Genomic DNA, 23,753 nt, shown 5'->3' on the forward strand with positions numbered 1-23,753 from the left:
GTCGAGGCTCCAGACGTAAGGATTCCGTCATCAGCCGCAGGGTGCGGGGCGGCCGTGCTTCGGCGTTGAATCGGGAGGGTTGCGGAACTCTCAGGAGGCGAGTGGGGATGGGGCGCGTGCGCAAGGTGCTGACCGGGCCGTTGGTCATCGCGATGCTGGTGGTGGCGGTCGGCGGAGCCGGCTTCGGGCTGTACTGGTTCCAGCCGTGGAAGCTGTGGCAGGACGAGACCGTTCAGGAGGCCCTGCCCGGGGTCGCGGAGACCTCCGCCCCTCCCGCAGCGGCGCCCGCCGAGTCGCCTTCCGGGTCGCCTTCCCCGGCCACCGGTCCGCGGACGCTGGCGAGCGGTGAGCTGATCAGCCACGAGCACGCGACCTCGGGCACGGTGAAGCTCGTACGGCTGGCCGACGGTTCTCATGTCGTCCGGCTGGAGAACCTGAACACCAGCAACGGACCGGATCTGCGCGTCTGGCTGACCGACGCGCCGGTGAAGCAGGGGAAGGCGGGCTGGCACGTCTTCGACGACGGCAAGTACGTCAGCCTCGGCAAACTCAAAGGCAACAAGGGGAGCCAGAACTACGTCCTCCCCGGTGACACGGACCTTTCGGGCTTCAGCAGCGTGAGCATCTGGTGCGACCGTTTCGACGTGTCGTTCGGCGCCGCGGAGCTGGCCCGGACCTGACGGCAGCCGCCCTACGGCCACTGACCGGACAGCGCGGCGATGCCCGCGTCGAAGCTGACCGGTGGTTCGAACTCCAGGTCGCGGCGGGCCGCTCGGACGCTGAACCAGTGGGGATGCACCAGCTCGGCGACGAGGAAGCGGCTGAGGGCGTGGGTGCGGCCGAGGCCGGTCAGCCGCAGGACGGTCTCGGACGTGGCCGCGGCGGCGTGGGCCAGGCGGTGAGGGATGGTGTACCAGGTGGCGCGGAGGCCGGCCGCGCGCAGGAAGTGCGCGGTGAGCTCGCGCAGCGGGCGGGGATCGTCCTGGGTGATGAAGTAGGCGCGGCCTCCGATGGGGCGGCCCTCCCGGAGGCGGTCGAGAGCGAGCAGGTGGGCGTGGGCGGCCGTGTGCAGGTGGGTCGTGTCGATGAGGTTGGTGCCGTCGCCGGGCATCACCAGCCGGCCCGCGCGTACGGCGCGTGCCAGGGCCGGGGCGAAGTGCGGGTCGCCGGGGCCCCAGATGATGTGGGGGCGCAGGGAGACGGTGGCCAGGGCAGGGCCGTCGGCGGCCAGGACGAGGGCTTCCGCGTGTGCCTTGGTGCGCGGGTAGGCGGCCAGGTGCCGGCGGGGGTAGGGGCAGCGCTCGTCGGCGTTCTCCAGGCCGCCGGGCCGGAAGACGACGCTGGCGGTCGAGGTGTACACGAGGGTGCCGATCCCGTGGGCTCGGCACTGGTCGATGACGTTGCGGGTGCCGACGACGTTGGTTCTCCAGTACGGCCTGAGCGGGCCGCTGACGCCCGCCAGGGCGGCGTTGTGGATGACGGCGTCACAGCCGGCGAGCGCGCGGGAGACGGCGGCCGGGTCGGCGAGGTCGCCCAGGTGCTGCCGCACGCCTAGCTGCTCCAGGGCGGGGCTCGGACGGCGGCCGAGGGAGGACGTCGTGGTGCCGCGGGCGACGAGCCGGCGGCAGATCTCCTGCCCGAGGAAGCCGCTGCCGCCCGTGACCAGGACCCTCATCGGGCGCCTCCCGACCCGTACTTGGCGGCGTGGGCGGCCAGCCGGGCACGGTCGATCTTGGAGTTGTGGCGGACGTCGGTCGGGAAGCGGGGATGGAACAGCACCGTGCCGATGCGGCGGCCGTGCCGGTGGCCGCCGAGGACGGCCCGCAACGCGTCCAGAACCGTGCCCTTGGGCGTGCCGGGTTCGCGTTCGACGCAGAGCACCGCCCGCTGCCGTCCCGCCGGGCCGACGCCGACCAGGGCGGTGCGGCGGACTCCGGCGGCGGTGTCGGCGACGGCCTCGACGTCCTCGGTGGTGAGGGTGAAGTCCTCACCCGTGACGAGGTGGGCCTTGCGGCCGAGGTACCACAGCCGGCCTTCGTGGTCGATGCGTCCCAGATCGCCGGTGCGGTGCCACAGGGCGCCTCCCGCGAGCGATTTGGCGGCGGCAGTGGCGTCGGGGCGGGCGTGGTAGCCCGGGCTGACCACGGGCCCCGCGACGGAGATCTCCCCGAGCCCGGTGGCGTCCGCGTCCAGGACGCGCGCCTCGACGCCGGGCAGCGGCCGGCCCAGGCAGGTGCCGGCGTGGCCGGGGGGCGGCTGGGTGCGCAGCGCCCGCAGGTCGTCGGCGCTGATGGCGGCGACGGGCAGGCACTCCGTGGCGCCGTAGACGCTGAGGATCTCCGCCCCGGCCGGCAGGGCCTTCGACAGCAGCTCGACGAGGCGTGGGCGCAGCGGTGCGCCGAAGGACAGCACACGGCGGACCGGGGGCAGCGTCAGGCCGTGGCGTTCGCAGTGGCCGGCGATCAGGCCGAGCACCGCCGGTGAACCGAGGACGATGTCGGCCCCGTGGCGCAACAGGGGGCCGACGAGGTGCCGCGGGGGAGTGCGGGCCGGCGCCAGATGGTCGACCTGCGGGGCGATCGTCGTGAGGCCGAGCAGCGGGCCCAGCGCGGCGAACGGCAGGAAGCAGGAGAGCAGGACGTCACCGGCCGCCGGGCGGAGTACGGCGTCCAGGGCGGTGAGTTGTCCGGCCAGGGTGCTGTAGTCGTACTCGACGCCCTTGGGCTGTCCGGTGGAACCGGAGGTGAAGGCGATCATCGCCAGGTCCTCGGGCCGCGGTTCCGGGACGCGTGGCGCGGGGCCGTCGCCGTCCGGCACCGCCAAGGGCAGGCTGTGTCCCAGCAGCCGGTCCTGGCCGGGGAAGGCGCGGCCGGTGACCAGGGCCGTACGGACATGGCCGCGGCCCCAGCCCAGGGCCCGGCGCGCCACGTGTGCCAGGGGATCCCCGATGAAGACGCCGGGGGCGATCTCGTCCAGACAGCGCCGTACCTCGGCGCGCGGCTCGATCAGCACCGGGACGGCCCCGATCGAGGCCAGGGCGTAGAGGGCCGCGAGGAGTTGATAGGCGTCCCGGGTCATCACCACGGCCTTGTCGCCGCGTCCCACCCCGGCCGCCCGGAGGGAGTCGGCGGTGCGGCGGCAGCCGTCCAGCAACTGTGCCGTCGTCACGGCCCGGTCGGAGGAGGCGCCGGTGCAGTGGACGAGCACGGTCGCCCGCGGGTCCTCGGCCAGCCGGGCGAGGCGGGCGGAGACGCTGTCGGGTGCGGTGGTCATCGCTGTCCTCGTCCTCGCAGGAAGTCGCGGATGTGCCCGCCGAGTTCGTCTCCGGCGTCGTCCATCACCAGGTGCCCGGCGCGCGGGAAGCGGTGGACGACGGCGTGGGGATACCGGCGGGTCCACTCGGCGAGGACCAGCGGCGTGAAGACGGGGTCGCGCATGCCCCAGCCGATGAGCATCGGCAGCCCTGCGAGGTCGTCGGCGCCGTCGCGGGGGGTGAGCAGCCGCCAGGCCGCGTCCTCGGGGTGACGGGGGATGGCGCGGACGAACTCCACGATCGCCCGGCGGTTGCCCGGGCGGGCATGGGGCAGCAGGTAGGCGCGCCGCTCGGCCCGGCTGAGCCGGTGGGTGACGCCGAGACGGACCGTGGCCCGGGCGAAGGCGTTGGTGGCGTGCACCGCGTCCGCGACCGGCCGGTGATCCCTGATCCAGCGCAGGTAGAACGGCAGCCGGTAGCCGTCGGGCCAGGGGAAGGCAATGGTGTTGAGGACCACCAGGCGGGAGACGACGCCCGGGTTGCGCAGCAGCCAGGCGACGCCCAGCGGGCCGCCCCAGTCGTGCACGACGAACGTCCAGCCCTGCCGCGGGACTCCCTCGTGACGGACCAGGTGCTCGTAGAGGGCGTCCAGGTGGTCCAGTTGGCGCAGATACCGGGCCTGTGGGTCGGACGGCATTTCCATGTGCTGGGACAGGCCGAGTCCGGGCAGGTCCGGGGCCAGGCACCGGGCGTGCGGGACCAGCGTGGGAAGCAGCTTGCGCCAGGCGTAGCTCCAGGTCGGGTTGCCGTGCAGGAACAGCAGCGGGTCGCCCGTGCCGACGTCCAGATAGTGCTGGCCCGTCGACGGCACGAGGCGCCAGTGCTCGCGTCCCGGGTAACCGGGCAGCAGAAGCTGGAGGACGGAAGCGGGCGCGGCGGCCGTGCGCCGGTTCTCGGCGGTCACCAGCGGACCAGCGCCAGACCGAAGCTCATGCCACTGGCCAGGCCGATCATCGCCACCGTGTCGCCCGGCTCGATGCGGTCGGTCTCCAGCGCCTTGACCAGTTGCAGGGGCAGCGAGGCCGCGGCGCAGTTGCCGTGCTCCGCCACGGCCGGCATGCACCGGTCGGCGGGCAGGGGGAGTCTGTCGACCATCTCCTGGTACTGGGGCATGCCGATCTGGTGGAAGGCGATGAAAGAGCTGGCGCGGACCGCCTCCAACTCCCGCTCCGCTGCCTGCCGGAGGAACGGCAGGCCCTCGACCGCGGTGGTGCGCAGCAGGTCGCCGTTGAGCCGGATGGTCATGTGCTCGTCGTCGAACGCCCTCGGGTGCATGGAGCCGCCGCCGCTCACGGTGCAGGCGTTCCAGGCGGTGGAGTCCGCGGCGAATCGAAGGGCGAGCACCCCGGGGTCGTCCTGCCCGGCGGGCCCGGCGGTGAGCAGCAGGGCGGCGCCGGCGTCGGAGACGGTGTAGCCGGGCATGGCCCGCATCAGCGCCTCGCGGTCGGGGACGTGCCAGCGCGTGACCATGGTGCCCGTCTCACCGCAGGCGATGAGGACTGTGCGGTAGCGGCGGGTGGCGATGAACGCGCTCGCCACCTCCATCGCGTTGAGGACGCTGTTGCAGGCGTTGGTCACGTCGAACACCGGGCAGGTGGCGCCCAGTTTGGCGGCGACGAGGTGCGAGGTCGCCGGTTCGAACATGTCCTGGCACGTGGCGGCGTACAGCAGCAGGTCCACGTCACCGATGGCCGTGCCGGCGTCCGCGAGGGCCTTGCGGGCAGCCGAGACCGCGAGGTCGGAGGAGCACTCGCCCTCCTCGCGCACATGGACGCCGCGCACGCCGGTGACGTCCTGGAGCAGACCGGGCGGCGGTACGTAGGGACTTCCGGCGGCGGCGATCCCGGCCCGGATCTCCTCCATGGTCCGGTAGCGGGACGGCAGATGGACGGCGACGGCTGTCAAGCGGGCACGCGGGGCTTCGAGCACCGCGCCACCGTAACTGCCGGTCACGCAACGTGACTTGGAGTTCACTCGTTCGTCTGACGGATACCACGCCAACGGGTGAACCGGGACTTGGGCACCGGTCCACGAGGGCAGTTGTCCCTCCGCTCGATGCGGACAAGCGGCGCAACAGGGGGCGGGTCATGGGCGTGGGACGGGACGACCGGGCGGTGGCGGTGGTGGGCGTCGGCTGCCGGCTGCCGGGCGGCATCACCGACCTGGACGGGCTGTGGGCGGTCCTCCGGGACGGGCGTGACCTCGTCGGGGAGATGCCGCCGGACCGGTTCCCCAAGGACCGGTTCGTCGATCCGGGTGCGGTGCGCCCGGGCCGCAGCTACACCGCCGCCGGGGGCTTCCTCGACGACATCGCGTCCTTCGACGCCGCGTACTTCGGCATCTCGCCCAAGGAGGCCGCACACCTCGACCCGCAGCAGCGGCTGCTGCTGGAGATGGCCGCCGAGGCGCTGGACGACGCCGCCATCCCGGCCGAGACGCTCGCCGGGTCCGACACGTGCGTGTACGTGGGAGCCTCCGACCCGGCCTACGGCACCGTGCTGATGGTCACGGAGGACCACACCAGCCCGCACACCATGCCCGGTGCCACCCTGTCCATCACGGCCAACCGCCTGTCGTACGCCTTCGACCTGCGCGGCCCCAGCATGGCCGTCGACACCGCGTGCTCCTCGTCGCTGGTGGCACTGGACCGCGCCTGCCGCACCCTGCGGGAGGGCACCAGCCGAGTTGCCCTGGTCGGCGGTGTCAACGTGCTCGCCGATCTCTACTCGTTCGCCGGGTTCTGCTACGCGGGGATGCTCTCGCGGCGCGGCCGGTGCGCGGCCTTCTCCGCCGACGCCGACGGCTTCGTGCGGGCCGAGGGAGGCGCCGTGCTGGTGCTGAAGCGCCTCGCCGACGCGGTGGCCGACGGCGACCGGATCCACGCCGTCCTCGCCGGTACGGGCACCAACTCCGACGGTCGCACCACCGGCATGACCCTGCCCAGCGCGCAGGCCCAGGAGGCCCTGCTGCGCGCGGTGTGCCAGGAGGCCGGAATCGGCCCGGACGACCTGGTCTACTTCGAGGCGCACGGCACCGGCACCCCGGTCGGCGACCCCGCCGAGGCCCGGGCCATCGGCCAGGCCCTTGGCACGCGCCGCGGCGCTGGCCCGCTGCCCGTCGGCTCGGTCAAGTCCAACCTGGGGCATCTCGAACCCGCCGCAGGCATGGCCGGCCTGCTCAAGGCGATCCTGGTGCTCCGCCACCGGACCGCACCCGCCTCCCTGCACGCCCTCCCGCTCAACCCGGCCATCGACTTCGACGCGCTCGGCCTCGCCCCCACCGTGACGCCCGTGGAACTGCCCCGCTCGGAGCGGGCCGCGGTCGGGGTGAACTCCTTCGGGTTCGGCGGCACCAACGCCCACGCCGTCGTCGTACCACCGCCCCCGGCGCCGCCCGTGAAGACGGAGCCCGTGGGCAGGCCGGTGCCGGTGGTCATCTCCGCCCGATCCCCCAAGGCCCTCAGGGAGTTGAGCGCGCGGATGGCGGAGCGGCTCCGTTCGGCGGCACCCGAGGAGTTCTACGACCTGGCCCACACCAGCACCCTGCGGCGCAGCGCCCACCCGCACCGGGCCGCCGTGCTGGCCGCCGATCCGCGGCAGGCGGCGGACCGGTTGGAGGACCTGTTCACCGACGCGCCGTCCCACGGGGCCGTCACCCGCAGGGCCGAGCCGGGTGCCGTCGCGTTCGTCTACTCCGGCAACGCCTCCCAGTGGCCCGGGATGGCGGCGGATCTGATGACGGGTGAGGCCGTCTTCCGCGCCGCCGTCGAGGAGGCCGACGCCGCGCTGGCCCCGCATCTGGGCTGGTCCGTGGCCAAGGAACTGGAGCGCCCCACCCCGGCGCGCTGGGCCCGTACGGAGATCGCCCAGCCGGTGCTGTTCGCCGTCCAGGTGGGCCTGACCGCTCTGCTGGCGGCCCAGGGCCTGCGCCCGCGTGCGGTGGCCGGGCACAGTGTCGGCGAGGTGGCCGCCGCGTACACGGCCGGGGCGCTGACCCTGGAGCAGGCGGCGCTGGTGATCGCCCAGCGGAGCCGTACCCAGGGCGTCACGGCGGGCCGGGGCCGCATGGCCGCCGTCGGCCTCGCCGAGGACGCCGCCCGCGAGGAACTGGCTCGCTTCGACGGGGCACTGGAGATTGCCGGCATCAACAGCGACCGGGACGTGACGGTGGTCGGCGACCCCGAGGCCCTCGCCGCCCTCGGCGCCGAACTGACGGCCCGTGACGTCTTCTTCCGCGAGCTGGATCTCGACTACGCCTTCCACAGCCGCGCCATGGACCCCATCGAGGAACCGCTGTGCGCCGCCCTGGCGGGTCTGACCCCCGCCACGGCGCGCGTGCCGTTCGTCTCCACCGTCACGGCGGCCCCGCTGACCGGACGGGAACTCGACGCGGCGTACTGGTGGCGCAACGTGCGCGAGCCGGTCCGCTTCGCGGAGGCCATGAGCCGCCTCGCGGACGAGGACATCGGCATCGTCGTGGAGATCGGCCCGCACCCGGTGCTGCGCCCCTACCTGCGCCGCACGGCACTGACGTACGTGCCGACGCTGCACCGGGACGGGGACGGGCCGCGCGAGGCCACGGCTGCGGTCGCCGCCCTGCTCGCCGCCGGTGCCGAAGCCGACTGGCAGGTCCACTTCCCGCAGCCCGGCCGGGTCGCCGCCCTGCCCGCCTACCCCTGGCAGCGCGACCGGCACTGGCACGGCACCCCGCAGGACCTCGTCCTGCACACCAGCGGCACCGGCGTACTGGATCACCCCCTGCTCGGCGAACGCCAGCCCGCGCCCCACCCCCTGTGGAGCGGAACCGTCGAGCCTCAACTCGTGCCCTGGCTCGGCGACCACCGGATCGGCGGCAGTGTCCTCATGCCCGCCGCCGCGTACGTGGAGATGGCCGTCACGGCCGGGCAGCGGGCGCTGGCCCACCCGGTGGAGGTGCGGCACCTGGACATCTCCCGCCCGTTCGCCCTCGCCTGGCCGGACCCGGCGGGCGCCGCCCTCCAGACCGCCGTCACCCCGGCCGACGGCACCCTGACCATCAGCACACGGGACACGCGCGGCGCCGAGATCCAGCCGGTCGTCCGCGCCCAGGTCCGCACCCGGCTGGGCACCGCCCCCGGACCGCTCGACATCGCCGCGCTCCGGGCGCGCTGCTCCCGCACCGTCACCGGCCCGGACTACTACGAGCACTGCCACCGCCTCGGGCTGGAGTGCGGTCCGGCGTTCCGGCTCCTGCGCAGCCTGGATGTCGGCGAGGACGAACTGCTGGCGTGGTACCGGCTCGAGCACCCCGGCGACGCCTACACCGTCCACCCCGTGCTGCTGGACGCACCGCTGCAGGCCACCATCGCCCTGGCCGAGCAGCCGACCCGGGAAGCCGTCGGCTATCTGCCCTCGGTCTTCGGCGCGGTCCGCGTGTGGCGCACCCCCGCGCCGGAGGGCGTCGTCCACCTGCGGCGCCGCAGCCGCAGCGCCAACGAGGTCTGCTGGGACATCACGTACGCGGACCTCGACGGCACCGTCACCGCCGAGATCGACAAGTGCCGCACTCGGCGCGCCCGCCTCGGCGACTACCCCCCGCTGACGGTCCAGCGCACGGTCCTGCGCGCGGCCCCGCGCTTGTCGGAGCCCGCCCCGCCGTCCCCGCTGCCCGCTCCCGCCGAGGTGGCGTCCGCCGCCCGGGCGCGCATCGCCGCCGCACGCGCCGACCTCGACGTCAGCGGCCACGAGCGGTTCACGGCCGTCGCGGAACGGGCCGGGGCGCACTGCTGGGCAGCGGCCCTGCGCGGCCTGCTGTCCGACCCCGGCGAGCCCTTCACCATGACCGACCTGGTCGGCCGGGGCCTCGTACCCCGGCACCGCAGGCTGGTGCGGCTGGTGTTGCCCCTGCTGATCGAGCAGGGGCTGGCCGAGGCCGACGGGGAGGCCTGGCGGCTGACCGGCGCCACGGCGTGCCCCGAGGAGACGCTGCGGAGCCTGCTGGAGGACCACCCGCGCTTCGGCCCCGTCGCGCTGCTGCTCAACAGTCAGCTGCGGCAGTTGCCCGACATGCTGCGCGGCACTGTCGACCCGCGCGATCTGCTGCCCGTCGGCGAGAGCTTCCTCGAACAGCACCAGGAGACCGCGCCCGCCCAGCGTTTCACCCACCGCGTGGTGCAGGCGCTGCTCGACCGGATCGTCCGCGACTGGCCCGCCGACCGCCCGCTTCGCGTCCTGGAAGTGGGCGCGACCACCACGGCCCTCACCGCTGCCGTGCTGCCGATGCTGCCGGCCGACCGCACGCACTACACCAGCACGGCCCCCTCCAACGCCTCCTTCGCCCGCGCCCGGCACCGCTTCGCCGCCTGCCACTTCATCGACCACCGCACCCTCGACCTGGACGCCGACCCGGCCGTCCAGGGCTTCCCGCCGGGCGGCTTCGACCTGGTCCTGGCCGGCGAGGCCCTGCACACAGCCGCCGACCTGGCCGCCGCGCTGCGCCATGTGCGCTCGCTCCTCGCCCCGGGCGGCCACCTGCTGGCCACCGAGCGGCACGACGAACGGCTCGACGCCCTGCTGCTGGGCGGACTGGAGTCGCTGTGGAAACGCGGTGACCGGACCCTGCGCCCCACCACCCGGCTGCTGCCCCGCGAGGCGTGGACGCCACTGCTGGAGCGGTGTGGTTTCGCCAGCTCCTGGCAGACAGGTCCCGAGGGACACTCCGTGATGGTGGCCGCCGCGCCCCGCGACCCTGCGGATCCGCCCGCCCTCCCCGAGGCACCGCCGGGCACGGCCTGGCTCGTCGCCACGGAGACCGACGCCGAGACGCCGACCGCCCGGGAACTGGCCGCACTGCTCGGCCCGGCCACGGTCCTGACCGCCCCCACCGACACCGGCACATGGACGGCGGCACTGCCCGCCGAGGCGGCGCCCCGCATCGTCCTGCTCCTCGCCGAGCCCGACCCGCGCCACCTCGTCGCCCGGACCACCCACCGCGCGGCCGTCCTGCGCGCCCTGGCCGCCGCCTGCCGGACGCTGCCCGAGGACCGCGGCCCACAGGTGTGGCTGGTGACGCGCCCCACCGGCCTGTTCCCCGCCCCGGAACGCCCCGCGCACCCCGAGGACGCGGCCGTCTGGGGCGCCGCCCGCACCCTGGCCAACGAACAGCCCGCCCTCGGACTGAGGCGCATCTCCCTCGACCGCACGGCGGACCCGGCCGCGTACGCACGGCGGCTGGCCGCGGAGCTGCTCACCGCGGGCCGCTCCCCGGACGGCAGCGAGAGCGCGGACGAGGACGAGGTCGTCCTCACCCCGGCCGGCCGCTTCACCCCTCTGCACATCGAGCACCCGGCCGACGAGCCCCCCGCCGTGCCCGTCGGAGCGCCCTTCCTCCTGGAGGCCAGTGACCCGGGACCGGCCCGGCGCCTGGTCTGGCGTGAGACATCCGTCCCGCGGCCCGGCCCCGGCGAAGTCGCCGTGGAGATCCGCGCGGTGGCGCTGAACTACCGCGACCCCATGCGCGCCAACGGCCTGCTGCCCCCGGAGGCCGTGGAGGACAGCCCGCTCAGCCGCGGACTGGGCACCGACGGCGCCGGCATCGTCCGCGCCGTCGGCCCCGGAGTGCGTGACCTCGCGGTCGGCGACCGCGTCTGCGGCGCCGTTCCAGCAGCCCTCGCCTCCCACGGCATCACCTACGACTACAGCTTGATCAAGATCCCCGACGGAATGAGCTACGCCGAGGCAGCGACCTTCCCGGTCGCGTTCCTGACGGTCCATCACGTCCTGGCCGACCAGGCGCGCCTGGCCGCCGGCGAGACGGTTCTCGTGCACGGCGGCGCCGGAGCCGTGGGCCTGGCCGCACTGCAGTGCGCCCGGGCCCGGGGCGCCCGCGTCATCGCCACGGCCGGGACCGAGACCAAACGGGCCATGCTGCGCAGCCTCGGCGCCTGGCACGTACTGGACTCACGCAGCCTGGACTTCGTCCCACGGGTCCGCGAACTCACCGAGGGCCGGGGCGTCGACGTCGTCGTCAACTCCCTCAGCGGTGAGGCGATCGCCCACGGACTCGACCTGCTGCGCCCCAACGGCCGCTTCATCGAACTGGGGAAGCGGGACATTTTCCTCAACAACCCGCTGCCGATGCGCCCGTTCGACCGCAGCCTCACCTTCATCGGCTTCAATCTCGACCCGGTCATGCAGGACCGCGACCGCGGCTCCCGCCTCGTCGCCGACGTCGTGTCGCTCATCGACCGCGGCGTGTACCGGCCGTTGCCGCACACCGTCTACCCGGCCGCACGCGTGGAGGAGGCCTTCCAGGTCCTCCAGCACTCCCGGCACGTCGGCAAAGTGGTGGTCTCCCTCGATCCCGCCGACGGGAACGCGCTGGACGAACCCGTCCCCGTCCGGCCCGCACCCCGTCCCACCGCCCTGGACGCCGACGGCACCTACCTGGTGACCGGCGGCCTGAGCGGATTCGGTGCCGCCACCGCACGGTGGCTCGCCGACCAGGGGGCCCGCCATCTGGCGCTGGTCTCCCGCAGCGGCCAGGCCGCCCCCGAGGCGCCCGCCCTCCTGGAAGACCTGTCCCGGCGCGGCGTACACGCCACCGCCTACGCCGCCGACATCACCGACGAGCCGGCGCTGCGCCGGGTCGCCGACGAGATCGACGCCACCGGCCACAGGCTGCGCGGCGTCGTGCACGCCGCGATGCACCTCGACGACGCGCCCCTGTCCGAACTCACCGACGACCGCTTCTGCGCCGTCCTCGCTCCCAAGGCAGAGGGCGCCGCCCGACTCGACCGCCTCACCGCCGGCCACGACCTGGACCTGTTCGTCACGTACTCCTCGATCGCCGCCGCCGTCGGCAACATCGGCCAGGCCCCCTACGCGGCCGGCAACGCCTACCTGGAGGCCCAGGGCCGTGCCCGGCGCGCCCAAGGGCGCCCCGCCACCGTCCTCGCCTGGGGCCCGATCGGCGACACCGGCTACGTCGCCCGGCACGCCATCGGCGACGCCATGGCCGAGCGGGGCTTCCAGCCCGTCACCGTCGCCGAAGCCCTCACCACCGCCGGCGGCCTGCTCCAGCCGGACACCGACGTGGCAGGCGTCGGCCGCTACCGGTGGAGCCGCGCCCGCCGGCTGCTGCCCGCCCTGGCCACCGCCCGCTTCACCCGCCTCGTGCCGGCCGACGCCGGTCCCGACCCGGAAGGCCGCGCGGACCTGCTGCGCGAACTGGCCGCCATGACCCCCGACGACGCCCGGGACGCGATCACCCAGACCCTGACCCGGCTGCTCGCCACCGTGCTGCACAGCGACCCCGAGGAACTGGACCCGGCGCGGCCCGTGACCGACTTCGGCCTCGACTCGCTGCTGAGTACCGAGTTCATGGTGCGCGCGGGCGAGCACTTCGACGTCCGCCTCGCGGCCACCGAGCTGATGGGCGGCGACCGCACCCTGACCCACTTCGCACAACTGGTCCACAGCAGGCTGGACCTCGCCCCGTACCGGTCCGGCGACGGCGCGGTGTGAGGCCGCCTCCACAAGGGGCGAGGAGACGGCCCACGCCGTGTTCACAGCACCTCGGCTCGCCCCGCCGTGTCGTCGAGGAACCCGCCCGACTGGTGCTGCCACAGCTTCGCGTAGGCGCCGTCGATCGTCAGCAACTCCTGGTGGGTGCCCTGTTCGACGATCCGTCCGCGGTCGAGGACGACGAGCTGGTCCATGGTGGCGACCGTGCTCAGCCGGTGCGCCACCACCAGCGCGGTCCGTCCGTCCATGAGCCGCCACAGCGCTTCCTGCACGAGGAGTTCGCTCTCCGAGTCCAGGGCGCTCGTCGCCTCGTCGAGCAGCAGGATCGGCGCGTCGCGCAGGATCGCCCGGGCGAGGGCGACGCGCTGGCGCTGACCGCCGGACAGCTTGACGCCGCGCTCGCCCACCATGGTGTCGAAGCCGTCCGGCAGCACGTCGGCGAACTCGGTGACGTGGGCCGCCTCGGCCGCCCGGCGGATCTCGGCCTCGGTGGCGTCCGGCCGGGCGAACGCGATGTTGTCCCGCAGGGTGCGGTGGAACATCGCCGGGTCCTGCGGCACGTAGGCGATCTGGCTGCGCAGGTCGGCCTGGCGCAGCCGGCTGATGTCCTGGCCCCCGATGAGGATGCGGCCGCCGTCGACGTCCGTCATCCGTAACAGCAGCCGGGTGAGGGAGGTCTTGCCGCCACCGGACCGGCCGACCAGGCCGATCCGCGCCCCGCTCGGCACATCCAGGTCGAGCCCCTCGAACAACGGCTTGCCGCCCTCGTGCGCGAAGGTCACCTTCTCGAAGCGGATGTCGGCGGCCCGGGGCCGCAGCGGCTCCGGGGACGGCGGGTCGAGCACGGTGGGCGGTGTCAGGAGCAGCTCGGTGAACTGCGCGGCCTCCGTCATGGAGCTCTCCAGCCGACGGTAGATCTGGTTGAACTCGAACATGATCCGCGTCGCGTTGCCGTAGTAGGCGAAGGCGACCACGATCGCCTCCACGCCGTGCCCGCCCCCGGCGAGCGTGACCGCGAGCAGCAGGCCCACCGCGTTGGTCAGCACGAACAGCGGCGCGACCAGCGTGTCGATGCGGAGGTTGCCGTAGTCCCACGACCGCAGCGTGAGCCGGCGCGACGTGGCGACCCGGGAGCGGTGCTCGGCGGCCTCGCGCTCCTCGGCGGCGAACGCCCGCACCGTGTCCATGTTCATCAGACTGTCGGCGACGTGGCCCGACACCCGGGCGATCGCCTCCTCACGCAGGTCGACCAGCGCCTGGCGGCGCCGGATGAGAGGCACCACCAGCACCCCGGTCAGCGCGATCATCACCAGCAGTCCGACCACGAGCAGGGGTTCGTAGCGCCACAGCACCACCGCCCCGAAGACCAGCGGCACGAAGCTGCCCACGATCTGGAACGCCAGCGTGTCCACGAACTGCTCGAAACGCGAGGCGAAGCTCAGGACGCGCTTGGTCAGCGAACCGGCGAAGTTGTCGTGGAAGAACGAGGCGTCCTTGGCGAACAGCTCGTCCATCCCGATCACGTACAGGTGCTCGATGCCGAGGGCGTCGAGGCGGTTGAGGCAGTGCATGGCGACGCGCCACAGCGCCTCCGCGAGCAGCAGGACCCCCGCGAAGCCGAGGACGTACGGCAGTGCCGAGTCGACCGTGACGTCCCTGCCGTCGGCGATGTCGCCGACGAGCTTGGCGACGATCAGCGGCGCGATGTAGTTGATCCCGATGTTGCCCAGCGCCATGAGCAGCATCGCGGGTGCCGTCAGCCGGCGGAGCCGGGACAACTCCCGTCCGTAGTAACGAAGTGCGAGTAGTACCGAGCGCTTGCCCGGCTGAACCCTGCGCGATCCAGGCGTTTCCATCCCACCCCTGTGTCGTTCTGTGGCCGCCCGCCACGCGCTGGTGCGGGCAGGGGCCATCACCGAAACGGATGTGTGGAGATTCGGGTCGAGTCCGGAAGTGTCCCGCGATAGCGGCCACGGAGTCCAAGCGTTTTCCGGCCGGGCGGTGGTGCGCAGGGAGCGCCAAGGGGCACGGTCGGCGGACTCGGGGCGGGGCGGTGGTGCGGAGCCGGCCGGCCCTGCGGCACTGACACTACGAGGGGCCAGCCCGCCACGTCACCGCGTTCCCACCGGGTCCAGGAGCCTCAGATGCTCCTGGGCCCGGTTCTGCGAGCGCTGGTCGCCCGCTCAGCCCAGGTAGAGCGGGAGCCTGGAGGCCAGTGCGCCGAGTTCGGCCCGCTCGGCGTCGGCCGGCGGTCGCCGCCCCGTGCCCACCAGCAGCGCGTCCTGGTCGGAGAACGACCGGGGGAACGCGCTCCCGGCGATCCGCTCCAGCATCTCGCGGGACCGGGCGAGTCCCTCCGAGGGCGGCGGCGCGGCGTCCGGGAGGTGCGCGATCAGGTCCAGGTGGTGCAGCGTCCACTCCATGACGTACGTGGAGAGGTAGTCGCCTGCGGTGAGGACCTCGTCGCGGGTGCCGACCCTGAGGCCCGGGTCGGCGAGTCCCGCGGCGCGGCCGGCGGCGGAGCCGACGTCGTCCAGGTGGAATTTGAGCAGGTGCGGTTCCTCGTACGCGGCGGCCAGCCGGACGGTCAGCGCGTCGAGCGGGTCGTCTCCGGTCGGCGGCGTGTCGGAGATCTCCCAGTAGGTCAGCGCGTCCCGGGTGGGTTCCCCGTCGGCGGGGGTGGCGAGGGTGATCAGGACGTCCTGCGCGTCGATGACCAGGTGGCACACCAGGTCCCGCACCAGCCAGCCGGTACAGCCGGACGGCCGGGAGAAGTCCTCGTCGGACAGGTCGGCGACCGCCGCGCGCAACGCCGTCCAGGAGCGTGAGAAGAGATCCACATCGGCAACGTAGTGCCGCGCCGCGAGGGCGGACAAGCGCTGTGCGGACGGCCGGCTCGCCCGCGCGGCCGATGCGGGCGAACGCGACTGTTGACGTGCACAGCGCCAGCAGGCCACGTTGAGTAACCTGGTAAGTGCGGTGCATCACCAAAATCCCGCGATCCGAAGGTGGTGGGCATGGCCATCATGGGGAGGCCCAGGACATCGGCCGCGACCGACGAGGCCGTGGAGCCTCTCGTCTCGCCGGTCAACTCGCACACCGAGTGGGATCCGCTGGAGGAGATCATCGTGGGGCGCCTCGAGGGCGCGACGATCCCCTCCGGCCACCCGGTCGTGACCTGCAACGTGCCGACCTGGGCCGGACGGTTGCAGGGCCTGGCCGCCGGCTTGCGGTATCCGCGCATGCTCGTCGAGCAGGCCCAGCAGGAGATCGACGGGTTCGTCGCCCTGCTGGAGTCCCTCGGCGTCACGGTCAGGCGGCCGGACGCGGTCGACCACCGGCGCCGCTACGGCACCCCGGACTGGACCTCACGGGGCTTCTGCAACACCTGCCCGCGGGACAGCATGCTCGTGATCGGCGACGAGATCATCGAAACCCCGATGGCCTGGCCCTGCCGGTACTTCGAGACCCACTCCTACCGCCCGCTCCTCAAGGACTACTTCCGTCGCGGCGCGCGCTGGACGGCGGCACCCAAGCCGCAGCTCACGGACGAACTGTTCGAACCGGACTTCCGGATCCCGAAGGACGGCGAGCCGATGAGGTACATCCTCACCGAGTTCGAGCCCGTCTTCGACGCGGCGGACTTCGTCCGGGCCGGTCGGGACCTGTTCGTCACGCGCAGCAACGTCACCAACCGGATGGGCATCGACTGGCTGCGCCGCCATCTCGGGCCGGAGTACCGCATCCACGAGATCGAGAGCCGCTGCCGCGCCCCCATGCACATCGACACGACGTTCGTGCTGCTCGCGCCGGGAAAGGTGCTGGTCAACCCCGAGTACGTCGACATCGACCGGCTGCCCGGCATCCTGAGCTCCTGGGACGTCCTGGTCGCCCCCGAGCCCGACCCGATCGACGAGGCCCTGCTCAAGGTCACGTCGATGTGCGGCAAGTGGCTCAGCATGAACGTCCTCATGATCGACGAACGGCGGGTGATCGCGGAGCGGCACCACACCGGCATGCTGCGGGCCCTGGAGAAGTGGGGCTTCGAGCCGATCCCGTGCGACCTGCTGCACTACGCGCCGTTCGGCGGCTCGTTCCACTGCGCGACGCTCGACATGCGGCGCCGCGGCTCGCTCGAGTCCTACTTCGACTGACCGGCGTCACCCCGCCGACCCCGTGGCCGGTGGTGCCGGCAGGTGTGCGGGCTATCGGAGTGCCGCCGCCACCAGTCCGCGGATCTCCTGGTCCGACACCGATCCGCCCCCCACCAGGCGATCGAAGACCAATCCGTCCACGCAGGTCAGCAGCGTGACCGTGCGGTCCTCGGCGTCCGCGACGCCCCGCGCGGCCAGGAAGTCGCGTACGGCCTGCCGCGCCGCGTTCCGGCGCGGCACGAGGATCTCCCGCAGCTCGGGGTGGTGCACGCTCTCGATGGCGCACGCGTAGCGCGCGAGGGAGCGTCGCCGTCCGTCCCCCGCGAGCCGCTGCTCCACGAAGGCGGCGATCCCGGCCACCAGTTCCTCGGCATTCCGCGGCACCGGCGTCCGGTCCCCGATCTCCTGGAGCTCTGCCTGGTCGAGCGCGACCAGGCGCCGGACCAGTGCGGTGAGCAGGGCCTGGCGGGTGCGGTAGTAGGCGGACGTGGTGCCGGCCGGCAGGTCCGCGGCCCGGTCCACCGCGCGATGGGTCAGTCCCCGGATACCGGCCTCGGCGAGCACGCCGATGGCCGCGTCGGCGAGGACGGTACGTCGGTCTGGGGCCATCCCCCCTTTCTACACCTGTAGAGGGGCGGAGTACTCTCGCGAGGTACCTTCTACGTCTGTAGAAGGGTGGGTGGGGCGGACGGGAGGGCCGGTATGGGTGGGAGCGCGGTGGTGGTGGGCGGGGGCATCGGAGGGCTGGCCGCCGCGATCGGTCTGCGCCTGATCGGCTGGGAGGTGACGGTGGTCGAACGCGCCCCCGTCCTGGCCGACGCGGGCGCGGGTATCTCCCTGCACGCCAACGGCATCCGCGCCCTGGACGCCCTCGGCGTCGGCGAGGCGGTGCGCGCGGCCGCGCGGCCCCAGTACACCGGGGGCACCCGGGTCCCCGACGGCGGCCGGCTGGCCCCGATGGACGGGACCGCACTCGAGCGCGAGCTGGGCACGCCGATCGTCGGTATCCCGCGGGCCGTCCTGCACCACCTGCTGCGCTCGGCACTGCCGTCCGGATGCCTGCTGGTCGGCACCGAGGCGACGTCCGTCGACCACGCCGACGCCGACCGGGTGCGGGTACCGCTCGGGGACACCGTCCTGGAGGCGGACCTGGTCGTGGCCGCCGACGGAGTGGGCAGCCGGCTCCGGGCCCTGCTGTTCCCCCGGCACCCCGGCCCGGCCTACAGCGGATCGACCGTGTTGCGCGCCATCACCGAGCACGCGGTCGAGCTGGACACCGATTTCGAGCTGACCTGGGGGAGGGGCGCCGAGTTCGGGCACATCGCGTTCGCCGACGGCCGGGCCGAGTGGCACGCGGTGCTCAACTCACCGCCCGGGATACGGCATACGGACCCGCTCGCCGAGCTGCGCCGACGCTTCGGCACCTGGCACGATCCGATCCCCGCCCTGCTGGCGGCGACCCGGTCCGACGCCGTCCTGCACCACGACATCCACGAACTGGCGACGCCCCTGCCCGCCTTCACCGCCGGCCGGATCGCGCTGCTCGGTGACGCGGCCCACGCCATGACCCCGAACCTCGGCCAGGGCGCCTGCCAGGCACTGGAGGACGCGGCCGTGCTGGCCGCCGCCCTCGCCACCGAGCCCACCGTCGCGTCGGCGCTGGCCCGCTACGACGCCGAGCGCCGCCCGCGCAGCCAGTCCGTCGCACGCGCCGCCCGCCAGGCCGGCCGGCTGGGCCAGCAACTGACGCACCCCCTGGCCGTCGCCGTGCGGAACACCGCTCTCCGGCTGGCCCCCTCCGGCATGACCGTCCGCACCATCCTGCGGCATGCCGACTGGACACCGCCGGGACTGGGCTGACGTAACCCACCCGTCCCTCGGCCGAGACGGACCCCGGCACGAGCTCGCAACCGCGTGGCGACGAAGAGGGGCGATCCTCAGCCTCCGTGCGCCCCCAGCCGTCCGGCCACGAGGGCGGCGAGTTCGGCGGGCGTACGCGGCCCACGCCGTGACCCCGCACCTCGGTGAGGGCGCCTGCCAGGCGCTGGAGGACGCGGCCGTGCTGGCCGCCGCCCTCGCCACCGAGCCCACCGTCGCGTCGGCGCCGAGCCGTTACGACGCCGAGCGGACGCCGCCGGGCCCGGGCTGACGCCACCGCGCCCGCTCCACGGCCGGTCCGGTCAACTCGGCCGGTGGCCGGGCGGCCCCTGGGCGAGCTCGCGTGGCGACGAAGAGGGGGGGCAGCCCTCAGCCCCCGTGCGCCCCCAGCCGTCCGGCCGCGACGGCGGCGAGGGCGGCGAGTTCGGCGGGCGTACGCGGTCCCGGCTCCTCGCCCGTCAACAGACCCTTTGCGCGGAGAAGTTCCGCCGCGGCGGCACCCCAGGGCAGTCGCAGGCCCGCCTCCCGGAGGAGATCGGGGCGGGCCAGTGCCTCGGGGGCGGGCCCGGTGCGGACTCCGGACGGGGTGAGGAGCGCCGCGTCGTCGGCCCAGCGCAGGGCGAGGTCGACGTCGTGGGTGGCCATCACCACCGTGGTGCCGGCCTCACGGAGTCCGTCGAGCGTGGTGAGGAGCCGTTCCTGGCCGTCGGGGTCGAGTCCGGCCGTCGGCTCGTCGAGCACGAGGACCCGGGGCCGCATGGCGACCGCGCCCGCGATGGCGGTGCGTTTGCGCTGCCCGTAGGAGAGCAGATGGGTGGGCCGGTCGGCCAGGGCGGTGATGTCCAGGGCGGCGAGCGCCTCCGCCACCCGCGCCCGCACCTCCGTGTCGTCCAGACCGAGGTTCAGCGGCCCGAACGACACGTCCTGCTCGACGGACGCCGCGAACAGCTGGTCGTCCGGGTCCTGCACCACCAGCTGGACGGTCGTGCGCAGCCGGGTCAGGCCCTTGCGGTCGTACGTCACCGGCTGCCCGTCGACCGTCAACCGGCCCGCGTGCGGCTTCAGTCCGCCGCTGAGCAGCCGCATCAGCGTGGTCTTGCCGCTGCCGTTGCGGCCGAGCAGCGCGAGCGCGCGCCCCTCGCGGATCTCGAAGTCGAGGCCGCTGAGCACGGCCGGGCCGTCCTCGTAGGCGAAGGACGCGCCCCGCAGGGCGACGAGGGCGGGCTCGCTCATGTCAGCGGCCTTTCCAGTACGAAGGTGAGGACGGCCAGCGCCGCGAGGAGCACGCAACTGGCGGCCGTGAAACGGACGGAGACGCGGGCCTCGGGCACCAGGACGCGCAGGGTGCCGTCGTAGCCGCGCCCGGCCAGACCGGCCTGGAGGCGGACAGCCCGGTCGAAGGCCCGGACGAACGCGGTGGCGCCGAGACCGCCCAGCGAACGCCAGGCGGCGGCCCGCGTGGTGTGCCCGAGCCGGGCGGCCTGCGCGTCACGGACCCGGCGCACGGAGTCCAGCAGCAGGAAGCTCATGCGGTACGTCACGAGCGCTACGTCGACGACCGCCGCGGGCACCCCGGCCCGGACCAGACGCGGCAGCAGGTCGGACATGGGTGTCGTGAACGCGAACAGCAGCACCCCCAGGGAGGCCGCCGAGGTGCGCAGCAGCAACTCCCCGGCCCGGAGCGGCCCGTCGCCGGCCAGGGACACGAAACCCCCCGGCCCGCCGACCTGCACGAGCAGCGTCAACGCGCCGGTCACGCAGAAACCCAGCGGCACACGGTAGGCCCGCCACAGCCGGCGCCAGGGCACGCCCGCCGGACCCAGCAGCACCACCAGGGCGGTCAGCAGCACCAGAGCCGCGCCCGGCCAGGGCGGCAGCGAGATCGCCAGGAGGGTCAGCCCCAGCCCGAGCACGGCCTTGTCCACGGGATGGCGGCGGCGCCAGCGGCTGCTGTGCGCCGCCGCGTCGATCGGCAGCACGCGGCTCAGGCCCTCTCGGCCGTGGACTCCTCGGCGGCGCCGGCCGCCGGGCTCTCGGAATCCCGCTCCCGCGCCCGCCGCTCACCCTGCCGCCGGCCCCGGCGCAGGCCGAAGTAGTAGGCGAGAACGCCGGCACCGAGGGCCGCCTGGAGGGAGAACAGCGCCGACTCGATCTCACCGGACGGCGGTTCGTACAGGGGCGAGAACCAGGGCTCGTAGTCCGGCTCGATCTCGGTGATCGCCGTCTCCGCCTCGCCGTCGGAGCCCGTGAACGGCTCCTCCTTGTGGTCGCCGAGACCGAGCGCGAGCGGCAGCACGGCGAGCGCGACCACGACGAGCAGCAGCAGAACGTTGATCTTCGTGTTCCTGCTCATCGGGCCACCGCCTCGGTCTCGCCGCGGGCCTGCTTGTCGGCGATGAGCACACCCAGCCGGGTCAGTTCGCCCTTGCTGGACTGCACCAGCAGCCGCATCACGAGCACCGTCAGCAGCCCCTCGCTCACCGCGAGCGGGATCTGGGTGACGGCGAAGATGGAGCCGAACTTGCCGAGCGCGCCCAGGAACCCGCTGCCCGGGTCGGGGAACGCGAGCGCCAGCTGCACGCTGGTGACGCAGTAGGTGGACAGGTCGGCGACGAACGCGGCGAAGAACACGGCGACCATCAGCCGCACGCCGTAGCGCCGCAGCAACCGGTAGACCGCGTATCCCGCCCAGGGCCCGACGATCGCCATGGAGAAGACGTTGGCGCCGAGCGTGGTCAGACCGCCGTGCGCGAGCAGCAGTGCCTGGAAGAGCAGGGTGATCGTGCCCAGTACCGCCATGACGGGCGGCCGGAACAGGATGGCTCCCAGGCCCGTGCCGGTGGGGTGGGAGCAGCTGCCGGTGACGGACGGCAGTTTCAGGGCGGAGAGGACGAACGTGAAGGCGCCGGAGGCGCCGAGGAGCAGGGTGCTCTCGGGGTGCTCGCGCACCTCACGGGTGAGCGACCGGACTCCGTGGACGACGAACGGCGCAGACGCGACACCCCAGGCGGCCGCGTGCGCCGGAGGCAGGAAACCCTCGGCAATGTGCATGGCTCAGCAGACCCTCTCCAGCACCTCGTGGATGGTTGACGCGCCTTGGCCGGTCTCCTGGCTCACGGGTCCCACCGCCCGTACTCCGCCTTCCCGGGTCCGTGAGAACCCAGTGGCTGCCCGCGAGGGCCGGAGCCGGACTTCCCGATCACAGTGGCGAGGGCCGCACCGGCATCACACCGGATTTCCCGTTCACCAAGGCGTGGTGACAGTAATGCCGAGATAAGGGCCATGACAAGCCAGCCGAGGGGGCGCGCGAGGGGGCGCGTGAAGGGGCGACCGCTCGCACACCGGCGCAGGAGGGCTCAGTCGTCGCCCTCGTCGTCATCGTCCTCCCCGGTCTCCCAGGACTGCGGAGGCTGTTCCTGCTTGGGCTTGTCCGCCTTCTCCGGCGGGTCGCTGATCGCCTCCTGCGTCGGGCTCGCGAGGCCGGGCGTCGGTTCGGCGGAGGTCGGGGTGCCGGGTGTCGCGGGGGAGGGGGTGACATCGGCCACTGTGCCCGCGGCCGGGGGAGTCGTGGCGGGTGCCGGGGCGGAGGACAGGGGCTCGGCGGAGTCGGCGGACGAGACGGCGGCCGGGCTGCTCGCGGACGGGGACGCGTCGGGTTCCGTGCCCTCCGTCGCGGTCTTGTCGGGCGAGAACCACATCATGCCGGCGAGCATCGCGGCGAGGAACAGCGCCGCCGCGGCCACCGTCGCGGCCGTTCTCCGGTGGTTGCCGAGGCCGTTGCGAGGTGCCGAGCGACGTGAACGCCCGCCCGGGGCCGTGCGAGAACCCGTGGGCAGCGCGTACGTGGCCGGGACGCGGGCGTCGGCCGCCGCGTACGGCGCCGGCCCGGAGGAGGGCGCCGGGGACGCCGCGTACGGTCCCGGCCCGGAGGACGGCACCGGGGACGCCGCCTCCGGCAGCGGCTCGGGCAGCCCCTGCCAGGCGCCGCCGGCGAACCACTCGGCGGCCTGCTGCGCCGTGGGCCGGTCATCGGGCTCCTTGGCGAGCAGGGCGAGGAGGTAGCTCTCGAAGGCCGGGGGCAGACCGGTGACACCGAGCTCGCGCGGCGGTACGGGAGTGTTGTCGAGATGCTGGTGGAGGAGTGCGACGGCGGTGTCGGCCTGGAACGGCGGGCGGCCGCTGAGGAGCTGGTAGAGCACGCACCCCAGGGAGTACATGTCGGAGGCGGGACCCGCCGGCCGGCCCAGAGCGCGTTCGGGCGCGAGGTAGAGGCCGGTGCCGACGATCTGGCCGGTGGCGGTGAGGGCGGCGCCCGGGTCGTCGAGGAAGCGCGCGATGCCGAAGTCGCCGATCTTCAGCGTGCCGCCCGCGTCCAGCAGGAGGTTGGCGGGTTTGACGTCCCGGTGCACGATGCCCTGCTGGTGCGCGGCGGCGAGTCCGGCGGCGGCCTGCGCGGCGAGTCCCGCCACCCGCTCGGCCGGGAGCGCGCCGGAGACGGACAGCACCCGGTCGAGGCTGTCACCCTCGACCAGCTCCATCACCAGGTACAGCCGGTTGTCGTACTCGCCGAAGTCCAGGACCCCGACCACGTTGGGGTGGTTGAGACGCCCGGCCGTCTGGGCCTCCAGACGGAACCGGGAGGCCGCCGTGGCATCGGTGTCCTGAGGCAGCAGCAGCTTGACGGCCACCGCTCTGGCGAGCGTCTCGTCGTACGCACGCCAGACCTCTCCCATTCCGCCGCGCCCGATCTCAACGTCCAGCCGGTAGCGGCCCGCTAGCAGCACTAGTCCTCGTCCTATGCTCGTGGGAAGGTCCTCGCCGCAGGCCGTAACTCCCCGCGTCGGAGCGGAGGTTGGTGGGGGGTGCCGCAGCCGACCCAGGATACTGGCGCCGCGTGACCACCGT

Annotated in this window: 17 protein-coding genes and 1 riboswitch; of the genes, 5 read left to right on the plus strand and 12 right to left on the minus strand. The window is 73.7% G+C overall.

The annotated features are described in order from the left end of the window. The first annotated feature begins 107 nt into the window (after positions 1–107). On the plus strand, positions 108–680 hold the full coding sequence (locus CP976_RS38545) for a DM13 domain-containing protein (protein WP_150484499.1): 573 nt from the start codon (positions 108–110) through the stop codon (positions 678–680). Between the two features lie 11 nt (positions 681–691). Here CP976_RS38545 and CP976_RS38550 read toward each other — a convergent pair whose 3' ends face one another. Genes CP976_RS38550 through CP976_RS38565 form a run of 4 tightly spaced genes read right to left on the minus strand, consistent with a single transcriptional unit; the run spans position 692 to position 5,242 of the window. After that, positions 692–1,675, minus strand: a complete 984-nt coding sequence (locus tag CP976_RS38550; RefSeq protein WP_150484500.1) for an NAD-dependent epimerase/dehydratase family protein — start codon at positions 1,673–1,675, stop codon at positions 692–694. Then, positions 1,672–3,273 carry an AMP-binding protein gene (locus CP976_RS38555; protein WP_150484501.1) on the minus strand — a complete coding sequence of 534 codons (1,602 nt, stop codon included), beginning with the start codon at positions 3,271–3,273 and terminating at the stop codon, positions 1,672–1,674. Before CP976_RS38555 ends, CP976_RS38550 begins: the two co-directional genes overlap by 4 nt. Beyond that, positions 3,270–4,217: an alpha/beta fold hydrolase gene (locus CP976_RS38560; RefSeq protein ID WP_229876406.1), complete on the minus strand. Its 948-nt coding sequence runs from the start codon at positions 4,215–4,217 to the stop codon at positions 3,270–3,272. Before CP976_RS38560 ends, CP976_RS38555 begins: the two co-directional genes overlap by 4 nt. Continuing rightward, complete coding sequence (locus CP976_RS38565) at positions 4,214–5,242, minus strand: 3-oxoacyl-ACP synthase III family protein (RefSeq protein ID WP_150484502.1); 1,029 nt, start codon at positions 5,240–5,242, stop codon at positions 4,214–4,216. Before CP976_RS38565 ends, CP976_RS38560 begins: the two co-directional genes overlap by 4 nt. A gap of 158 nt (positions 5,243–5,400) precedes the next feature. On the opposite strand from CP976_RS38565, the gene CP976_RS38570 reads away from it, so the two are divergent. Further along, positions 5,401–12,816, plus strand: a complete 7,416-nt coding sequence (locus tag CP976_RS38570; protein ID WP_229876404.1) for a type I polyketide synthase — start codon at positions 5,401–5,403, stop codon at positions 12,814–12,816. A 41-nt stretch (positions 12,817–12,857) separates the two neighbouring features. Here the strand turns inward: CP976_RS38570 and CP976_RS38575 are convergent, their stop codons facing one another. Then, positions 12,858–14,672 carry an ABC transporter ATP-binding protein gene (locus CP976_RS38575; protein ID WP_150484503.1) on the minus strand — a complete coding sequence of 605 codons (1,815 nt, stop codon included), beginning with the start codon at positions 14,670–14,672 and terminating at the stop codon, positions 12,858–12,860. Positions 14,673–14,999: 327 nt separating this feature from the next. Then, the gene (locus CP976_RS38580; protein ID WP_150484504.1) at positions 15,000–15,656 is read right to left on the minus strand and encodes a maleylpyruvate isomerase N-terminal domain-containing protein; all 657 of its coding nucleotides are present in this window, start codon (positions 15,654–15,656) and stop codon (positions 15,000–15,002) included. Positions 15,657–15,842: 186 nt separating this feature from the next. Between CP976_RS38580 and CP976_RS38585 the strand changes: the two genes are divergently transcribed. Then, the gene (locus tag CP976_RS38585) at positions 15,843–16,970 is read left to right on the plus strand and encodes an amidinotransferase (RefSeq protein ID WP_373304927.1); all 1,128 of its coding nucleotides are present in this window, start codon (positions 15,843–15,845) and stop codon (positions 16,968–16,970) included. A 51-nt stretch (positions 16,971–17,021) separates the two neighbouring features. On the opposite strand, the gene CP976_RS38590 is transcribed toward CP976_RS38585, so the two are convergent. Then, positions 17,022–17,579 (minus strand): TetR/AcrR family transcriptional regulator, encoded by a 558-nt coding sequence (locus tag CP976_RS38590; protein WP_150484506.1) that lies wholly within the window; start codon positions 17,577–17,579, stop codon positions 17,022–17,024. A gap of 93 nt (positions 17,580–17,672) precedes the next feature. Here CP976_RS38590 and CP976_RS38595 point away from each other — a divergent pair, with 93 nt between their 5' ends. Both CP976_RS38595 and CP976_RS38600 read left to right on the plus strand, forming a co-directional pair. Further along, positions 17,673–18,830: an FAD-dependent monooxygenase gene (locus tag CP976_RS38595; RefSeq protein ID WP_150484507.1), complete on the plus strand. Its 1,158-nt coding sequence runs from the start codon at positions 17,673–17,675 to the stop codon at positions 18,828–18,830. A gap of 148 nt (positions 18,831–18,978) precedes the next feature. Next, a complete protein-coding gene (locus CP976_RS38600) occupies positions 18,979–19,119 on the plus strand; it encodes a hypothetical protein (RefSeq protein ID WP_373304926.1) in 141 nt (46 codons plus the stop codon). A 98-nt stretch (positions 19,120–19,217) separates the two neighbouring features. Here CP976_RS38600 and CP976_RS38605 read toward each other — a convergent pair whose 3' ends face one another. The 5 genes from CP976_RS38605 to CP976_RS38625 form a co-directional block, all read right to left on the minus strand. Then, positions 19,218–20,081 (minus strand): energy-coupling factor ABC transporter ATP-binding protein, encoded by an 864-nt coding sequence (locus CP976_RS38605; RefSeq protein ID WP_150484508.1) that lies wholly within the window; start codon positions 20,079–20,081, stop codon positions 19,218–19,220. Beyond that, positions 20,078–20,827: a cobalt ECF transporter T component CbiQ gene (cbiQ, locus tag CP976_RS38610; protein WP_150484509.1), complete on the minus strand. Its 750-nt coding sequence runs from the start codon at positions 20,825–20,827 to the stop codon at positions 20,078–20,080. Before cbiQ ends, CP976_RS38605 begins: the two co-directional genes overlap by 4 nt. Positions 20,828–20,832: 5 nt before the next feature. Next, positions 20,833–21,201, minus strand: coding sequence for an energy-coupling factor ABC transporter substrate-binding protein (locus CP976_RS38615; RefSeq protein WP_150484510.1), 369 nt, complete (start codon positions 21,199–21,201; stop codon positions 20,833–20,835). Beyond that, a complete protein-coding gene (locus CP976_RS38620; protein ID WP_150484511.1) occupies positions 21,198–21,899 on the minus strand; it encodes an energy-coupling factor ABC transporter permease in 702 nt (233 codons plus the stop codon). The genes CP976_RS38615 and CP976_RS38620 overlap by 4 nt, the downstream gene beginning before the upstream one ends. 30 nt (positions 21,900–21,929) lie before the next feature. Further along, positions 21,930–22,114, minus strand: a riboswitch (cobalamin riboswitch). A 90-nt stretch (positions 22,115–22,204) separates the two neighbouring features. Next, positions 22,205–23,632, minus strand: a complete 1,428-nt coding sequence (locus tag CP976_RS38625; protein ID WP_150484512.1) for a serine/threonine-protein kinase — start codon at positions 23,630–23,632, stop codon at positions 22,205–22,207. Positions 23,633–23,753 lie beyond the last annotated feature (121 nt).

The sequence above is a fragment of the Streptomyces coeruleorubidus genome (genome assembly GCF_008705135.1).
Lineage (GTDB): Bacteria > Actinomycetota > Actinomycetes > Streptomycetales > Streptomycetaceae > Streptomyces > Streptomyces coeruleofuscus.